Below are 6,986 nucleotides of genomic sequence, written 5' to 3'. Positions count from 1 at the left end.
ACGTCCTGGCGGAGCCGCTCGGCCAGGACGTACGAGGCGTCGGTGAGGCGTTGCAGGGGGTCGAGGCCGGGCCGCCGCGTCGCGGTGCGGGCCGCCCGCCGCAGGTTCTCCGCGGCCACCGCCTGAACGGTCGCGGCCACGGCCGCCTTGTTCTCGAAGTGGAAGTGCAGCGCTCCGGGGCTCACCCCGGCGCCGGCGCTGATCTCGGCCAGCTTCGCCCGGACGTACCCGTGCCGCTCGAAGACCTCCGCGGCCGAGCGCACGAGGGCGTGTCGGGTGTGCAGGGCGCGTTCCTGTTTCAGCACGGCGGGCTCCTCCGGTGGCCTTGTCGCGGTCGTGGGCAGGGTCGGGGACCTGACCACCCATCTATAAAACCAACCATGCGGTTTCTTTTCTACCTCACCTTATCGGTCTGATTCCGACAACTGCGGCACCCTGGCGCGGTGCGCATCGACGGAAGCGTGCATTCAGCTGCGGCCGGAGGGATGGGGCGCCTCGAGATATTGCAAACCAGCACCCCGGTATGTTTTTATCGAAAGGAAGCGACGGGCTTGGGGTGACCCCCCGGGGAAATCGCCCGTTTCCGCGCTGAAACAGACTCCCGCAGCCGTGCCTACATCCCCCGAGGCGCGGCTGCGGGCCGTTTTCGTCCCCGTTTGGCGGCTTCTGAGCCGAGCGTGCGGGGCGCGTGGTCGTGAGGAAACCGGCCACGAGGGGGGCAAAAAAATCCGCGCCCCTGGTATGTTTCTCGGGACGGTTGAGAGGGCCACGGGGGAAAGCAGAGCTGTGGCCCGCCCGTACGGGGAGGAGCGAACACGTCATGAACGTCTCAGGCGCTCACGTCGAAACCACTGACCGCCGGGAAGGGCCCAGGCCGGGCCTGCGCCTGGCCGTCGCGGCGGGCGCCGGGGTGCCGCAGCCCGCCGCCGCCCCCGCCGGGGACCGCGGGGGACCGGCCGGCGACCGAGGGGGCCGGGCGCGGCGGACGGGCGTCGTGGACGTCGACGCGCTCCGCGCGTCCGACTCCCCCCGGCTCGGCGGCGAGAACCGCGACCATGTGCGGGCCCTCGCCGAACAGCAGGAACCGCTGCCGCCGATCCTGGTCCACCACCCGACGATGCGGGTCATCGACGGGATGCACCGGCTCGCCGCGGCCCGGCTGCGCGGCGCCACGACCATCGAGGTCGAGTACTTCGACGGCGACGAGGACGAGGTCTTCGCCCTGTCCGTCGAGCTGAACATCGCGCACGGCCTGCCCCTGTCCCAGGCCGACCGCGCGGCGGCCGCCGAGCGCATCCTCACGACCCACCCGTACTGGTCCGACCGCCGTATCGCCTCCAACGCGGGGCTCGCGCCGAGCACGGTCGCGGCGATCCGGCGCCGTTCAACGAGCCGAACCGACCAGTTGAACGCGCCCCGCGTCGGCCGGGACGGCCGGGTACGGCCGCTGCAGGCCACCGAGGGGCGGCTGCGGGCCAGCCAGGTCATCGCCGCGAACCCCACGGCGTCGCTCCGCGAGATCGCCGAGCGGGCCGGGATCGCCACCGCCACGGCGAAGGACGTACGGGACCGGATCCGCCGCGGTCAGGACCCGGTGCCGCAGGCGCCGCCCGCCAGGCGGGTCGCCACGCGGGACGAGCCGGGGCGCGGGGCCGTGCCGGCCGCCGGTGGCGGTCGCGGAACGGCGCATCTGTCGGCGGCGGCGATCGGGCTGATCCTGCCGAACATCTGCAAGGACCCGTCGCTGCGGACGGAGGCGGGGCGGATGCTGCTGCAGATGCTCAGCGTCCACTCGATCGGCGACGAGGCGAAGTGGCAGCGGCTGGCGCGGAGTGTGCCGGGGCATCGGGCGCCGGTGCTGGCGCAGGCGGCGCGGCGTTGTGCCGACCACTGGCTGCGGCTGGCCAATGAATTGGAGATGCGGCGGGGTTGAGGTCTTCGCGCCTGGCCGCCGTGGCGGTTCTTTCGCGGTGGCGGGTGCGGGTTGTTCGTGGCTGGTCGCGCCCACGCGGCGGAGCCGCACGGTGTCAGCGCCCCACGCCCCTTCGGGCGCGGCTTCGGTGGAGCGCGGTTTCTAGGACTCGGAATTCTTATGGAGGAAATCCCCATGGCTGATCACAGTCCCGATCTTCTCGTCGAGACCCCCTGGATCTGGCGGGCCCGGCGGCCCCGGGCCCGGACGCGGCTCATCTGTTTTCCGCATGCCGGGGCCGGGGCCGGGGCGTACGGGGAGTGGGCGCGGTTGCTGCCGGCGGAGGTGGAGCTGGCCGCCGTGCAGCTGCCGGGGCGGCAGAACCGGATCGCCGAGGACCCGGTGACCGAGGTGGGCCCCCTGGTGAAGGTGCTGACGCAGGCGCTGCGGCCCTTCCTCGACGGGGACTTCGCCTTCTTCGGGCACTCCGGCGGCGCGGCGCTCGCGTACGAGGTCGCCAAGGCGCTGCGGGAGAAGGGCGGACCCCGGCCCAGCCGGCTGTTCCTGTCCGCGCAGCCCGCGCCCGGCACCGTCGGCCGGATCCCGGTGATGCACACCCTCTCCGACGAGGAACTCGGCGCCGAGGTCGTCCGGCTGGGCGGGATCGAGCCCGAGATCGCCGAGGACGAGGAGGTCATGGAGGGCCTGCTGCCCACGCTGCGCGCCGACTTCACCCTCTGGGAGCGGCACCGGGTGGAACCGGGGGAGCCGCTGGACACCCCGATCACCGTGCTCAGCGGCGACGCGGACCCGAGGGCGCCCAAGGACACCCTCTACGGCTGGGCAGCGCACACCACCGGCGCCTTCCACACCCGGTTCTATCCCGGCGGCCACTTCTACTTCCTCCACGACCCGACCGAACTGGTCGCCCACCTCAGCCAGGTCCTCACCGGCCAGGCCCCGACCGGCCCGTCCCACGCCGGGTCCTCCCGGCCGGCACCCGAACTCGCGGGGAGCGCGCGATGACCCACACACCCGACCTCACCCCGGGCCTCGACCCCGCCGTCGCCGCCCGCCTCGCCACCGCCACCCGGGCGATACCGGGTGTGCGCGACGCCGCCGTCGTCGTACGGCAGGGGGCACGGACCGTCGACACCGGAGGGGAGGGGGAGGGCGCTCCGCAAACGCCGCGGACGCCGCGGACGCCTCAGGCATCGCCGGCACCGCAGACGTCACCGGCACCGCAGGCGTCATCCGCACAGCCGGCGTCGCAGGCGTCGCTCTCCGACCGGCCCTCCTCCGAGACCTTCGGCGGTGAGCTGCGCATCCCCGAGGGGGCGCCCACCACCCTTCAGGAGGGGCTGCGGCAGGCCGCCGAACTCGCGCCCGAGCAGGGGACCCTGTATCTGCGCAAGGGCAGCGAACCCGACCTCCAGACGTACGCCGAGCTGCTCGTCGAGGCCGAGCGGGTGCTCGCCGGGCTGCGGGCGGCCGGGCTCGCCCCCGGTGACGCGGCCCTCTTCCAGTTCGGGGACCACCGGGCGTACATGACCGCCTTCTGGGCCTGTGTGCTCGGCGGGTTCGTGCCGACGCCGGTGGCCGTGGCGACGACGTACGAGAGCCACAACGAGACCACCCGCAAGCTGCACAACGCCTGGCAGCTGCTCGACCGGCCCGTGATCCTCACGGACCAGGCGACCGCGCCGGCGCTCGGCGCGCTGCACACGCTGTGGGGCGAGCCGGACCTGCGGATCCTCCGGGTCGGTGAACTCCTCGGCCAGGAACGGGACTCCGACTGGTTCGCGACGACCCCGGACTCGCCGGTGATCAACCTGCTCACCTCGGGCAGCACCGGCGTCCCCAAGTGCGTGCAGCACACCAACGCCTCCGTCGCCGCGCGCGAGTGGGCGGTGATCCAGGCACGCGGTTACACCGGCGAGGACGTCAGCCTCATCTGGATGCCGCTCGACCACGTGACGATGGTCTACTACAACGTCCGCGACATGTTCCTGCGGTGCCGGCACGTCAACGGGCGCATCGACGACGTCCTCGGCGACCCGCTGCTCTGGCTGGACTGGATCGACCGGTACGGCGTCACCAACACCTGGGCGCCGAACTTCGCGTACAACCTGGTCAACGAGTGCGCCGACGAGATCGGCCGGCGGAGCTGGGACCTGTCGCGGATGCGGGAGTTCGTCAACGCGGGCGAGCCCGTGGTCGCCGCCACCAGCCACCGCTTCCTCGAACTCCTCGCCCCGCACGGGCTGCGCGCGGACGCCATGGTGCCGTGCTGGGGGATGTCCGAGACCTGCTCCGGCGTCACCTACACCCGGCAGAGCCGCGACGACCGGGAGCTGGGGACGGTCGTCGTCTCGCAGGCGTCCCTCGACGGCGACCTCGTCTACCAGTCGGTCGACGGCAAGGGCGCCGACGCGGTCGCGTTCACCGAGGTCGGCGGGCCCATCCCCGGTGTCACCGTCCGCGTCGTCGACGACCAGGGGCGGACGCTGCCCCAGGACCGGGTCGGCGAACTCCAGATCCGCGGTGTGACGATGCTGCGGCACTACCACGGCAACGCCGAGGCCAACCGGGACGCGTTCACCGACGACGGCTGGTTCCGCACCGGGGACCTCGCCTTCGTGCGGGACGGATCGCTCGTCATCGCCGGGCGGAAGAAGGACCAGATCATCGTGCGGGGCGCCAACTTCGTCGCGCACGAACTGGAGAGCGTCGTCGAACAGGTCGAGGGCGTACGCGTCACGTTCTCGGCGGCGGCCGGGGTCCGCGAGCCCGGCGAGGGCTCCGACCGGCTGGTGATCTTCTTCGTGCCGGTGCGCTGGGACGCCGAGTCGCTCGCCCGCACCTTCCAGGACGTACGGGCCGCGCTGGTCCGGGAGGCGGGGATCGCCCCCGACGTGGTCGTGCCCGTCACGGACGCCGAGTTCCCGAAGACCGCGAGCGGCAAGATCCAGCGGGCCGCGCTCGTCGCCGACCTGCGGGCCGGACGGTTCGCCGACCGCATCGCCGACGAGGAGCAGGACACCGAGGACTCCGGTACGTGGTTCTTCCGCCGACAGTGGTCGCGGCTGCCCGCCGCGCAGGCCCCCGCCGACAGCGGCTCCTCCCGGCTGGTGTTCTCCGCCGACTGCGGCACACGGGTCGTGTTCGCCGAGGAGGAGCAGCTCGCCGCGCTCGGCCTGGACGACGAACCCGCCGTGGTCGTCGGCCGGGGCCGCTCCTTCGCCGAGGTCGACCTCGACCGCTACCGGGTCGCGCCCGGCGACCCCGAGGACCTGCGCCGGGTGCTCACCGACGTCACCGCGCACTACGGGCCCATCGACTCGGTGGTGTTCGCCTGGCCGCTCGACGGCAAGGACGACGAGCCCGCCACCCGGGTCACCGCCGTCAGCACCCAGCTCACCGCGCTGATGGGCGTGCTCGACGAGTTCGGCGCCCCGCTGCTGCTCGTCCTCACCGAGGGCGCCGCCCACGTACGGCCCGGCGACCGCGTCGACCTCGGCGTGTGCGCCCTGCCGGGCCTGATCCGCACGGCCGCCGCCGAGAACCCGCTGATCACCGTGCGGCAGCTCGACCTGCCCGCCGACCGCGCCCAGTGGGCCCGCGCCGTGCGCACCGAACTCGCCGACCCCACCCACACCGGGGTGGTCGCCGCCCGCGAGGGACTGCGCTGGCAGCCGCGGCTGCGCCCCGTCGACGACGAGACCGAGGCCGAGGTCGCACCGCCGCTGGTGCCGGGCGGGCTGTACCTGGTCACCGGCGGTCTCGGCGGGATCGCCAGCGACCTCGCCGGCTACCTGCTGGCCGCCTACGGTGCCCGGCTGCTGCTGGTGGGCCGGTCGCCCGCCGAGGGCGCGAAGGCGGCCCGGCTGCGGGACCTCACCGACCTCGGCGAGGTCACCTACCGGCAGGCCGACATCACCGACCCCGAGCAGCTGAACGCCGCGGTGGCCGCCGCCGAGCAGCGCTGGGGACGCCCCCTCGACGGCGTCCTGCACCTGGCCGCCGCCGATGTCTCCGACCAGTGGCAGAACCTCGAACGGCACACCCTGGCCCGCGAGTCCGAGGACGGCTTCCGCGCCCAGTACGCGGCCAAGGTCGCCGGCACGCTCGCCCTCGCCGACGTCCTGGAGAGCCGCCCGGAGGCCTCCCTGGTCCTCTTCGGCTCGGTGAACGGCGAGTTCGGCGGGCACTCCTTCGGCGCGTACTCCGCCGCCAACGCGTTCCTCGTGGGCTTCGCCGACCACTGGCACCACGAGCGCGGCCGGGACGTGCGCTGCCTCGCCTGGAGCATGTGGGACGACGTCGGCATGAGCCAGGGCCAGTCCACGGCGCCCGCGCGCCGGCGCGGCTTCCGGGCGATCGACCCCGAGCGGGGCCTGCGCTGCTTCCTCACCGCGACGGCGCTGCCGTACCACTACCAGCTCATCGGGCTCGACGCGCGGAACCCCTTCGTCGTGGGCGAGCTGGCGCCGGACGAACTGAGCGTGCGGGAAGTGCTCGTGGCGTACACCACCGACACGGAGGACGGCGCCGACCCGGCCGCCGTGCACGCGGCGCTCGCGCCCGCGCTCGCCGAACTGCCGGTGCCGGTACGGCTCCTCGAAGTCAGCCGTATCCCCAAGGACGGCAGCGGGGCCGTCGACACGACCCAGCTGCTGCTCGACATGGCGCCGCGCCGGGCGGCCCTCGGCCGACGGACGCAGACCCCGCCGGAGGGGGAGCTGGAGCAGCGGATCGCCGCGATCTGGTCCGATGTGCTCGGGCAGAAGACCGTCGGCCGCGACGAGTCCTTCTTCGACCTCGGCGGCAACTCCCTGCGCGCGACCCGCCTGCTGGCCCGAGTCGACACCGAACTCGCCGTCCGCCTCAGCACGCACGAGCTGTACGAGAACCCGACGGTCGAGGGCATGGCGACGAAGGTGGCGGCGGCCACGACGACGACCGAGACGGCCACCCCGACAGCGGCGGGAGCCGCGCGATGACCCGGCGCGGCCCGGCACCCTTACGGGGGGCGATGGGGGCGGCTTCACCGGCCGCCCCCATCGCCCCCCGT

4 protein-coding genes are annotated in these 6,986 nt (G+C 73.6%); 3 read left to right on the top strand and 1 reads right to left on the bottom strand.

Annotated features, from left to right (window positions below; genetic code table 11):
• Positions 1-305, bottom strand: a 305-nt coding sequence (locus AOK23_RS33910) for a TetR family transcriptional regulator (RefSeq protein WP_157878230.1), incomplete at its 3' end; no start/stop codon positions are given.
• A 515-nt stretch (positions 306-820) separates the two neighbouring features.
• Between AOK23_RS33910 and AOK23_RS33905 the strand changes: the two genes are divergently transcribed.
• The 3 genes from AOK23_RS33905 (at position 821) to AOK23_RS33895 (ending at position 6,915) form a co-directional block, all read left to right on the top strand.
• Positions 821-1,933, top strand: a complete 1,113-nt coding sequence (locus tag AOK23_RS33905; RefSeq protein WP_079049866.1) for a ParB/RepB/Spo0J family partition protein — start codon at positions 821-823, stop codon at positions 1,931-1,933.
• 174 nt (positions 1,934-2,107) lie between these two features.
• On the top strand, positions 2,108-2,938 hold the full coding sequence (locus AOK23_RS33900) for a thioesterase II family protein (RefSeq protein WP_079049865.1): 831 nt from the start codon (positions 2,108-2,110) through the stop codon (positions 2,936-2,938).
• Positions 2,935-6,915, top strand: a complete 3,981-nt coding sequence (locus tag AOK23_RS33895) for an SDR family NAD(P)-dependent oxidoreductase (protein WP_055716368.1) — start codon at positions 2,935-2,937, stop codon at positions 6,913-6,915. The genes AOK23_RS33900 and AOK23_RS33895 overlap by 4 nt, the downstream gene beginning before the upstream one ends.
• The last annotated feature ends 71 nt before the right edge of the window (positions 6,916-6,986 follow it).

The sequence above is a fragment of the Streptomyces torulosus genome, assembly GCF_001419765.1.
Taxonomy (GTDB): domain Bacteria; phylum Actinomycetota; class Actinomycetes; order Streptomycetales; family Streptomycetaceae; genus Streptomyces; species Streptomyces torulosus.
This window is presented reverse-complemented; position numbering and strand designations above follow the sequence as displayed.

Coding starts and splice junctions, on each gene's coding strand:
- AOK23_RS33895 (WP_055716368.1), top strand. CDS start 2,935: ATGACCCACACACCCGACCTCACCCCGGGCCTCGACCCCGCCGTCGCC.
- AOK23_RS33900 (WP_079049865.1), top strand. CDS start 2,108: ATGGCTGATCACAGTCCCGATCTTCTCGTCGAGACCCCCTGGATCTGG.
- AOK23_RS33905 (WP_079049866.1), top strand. CDS start 821: ATGAACGTCTCAGGCGCTCACGTCGAAACCACTGACCGCCGGGAAGGG.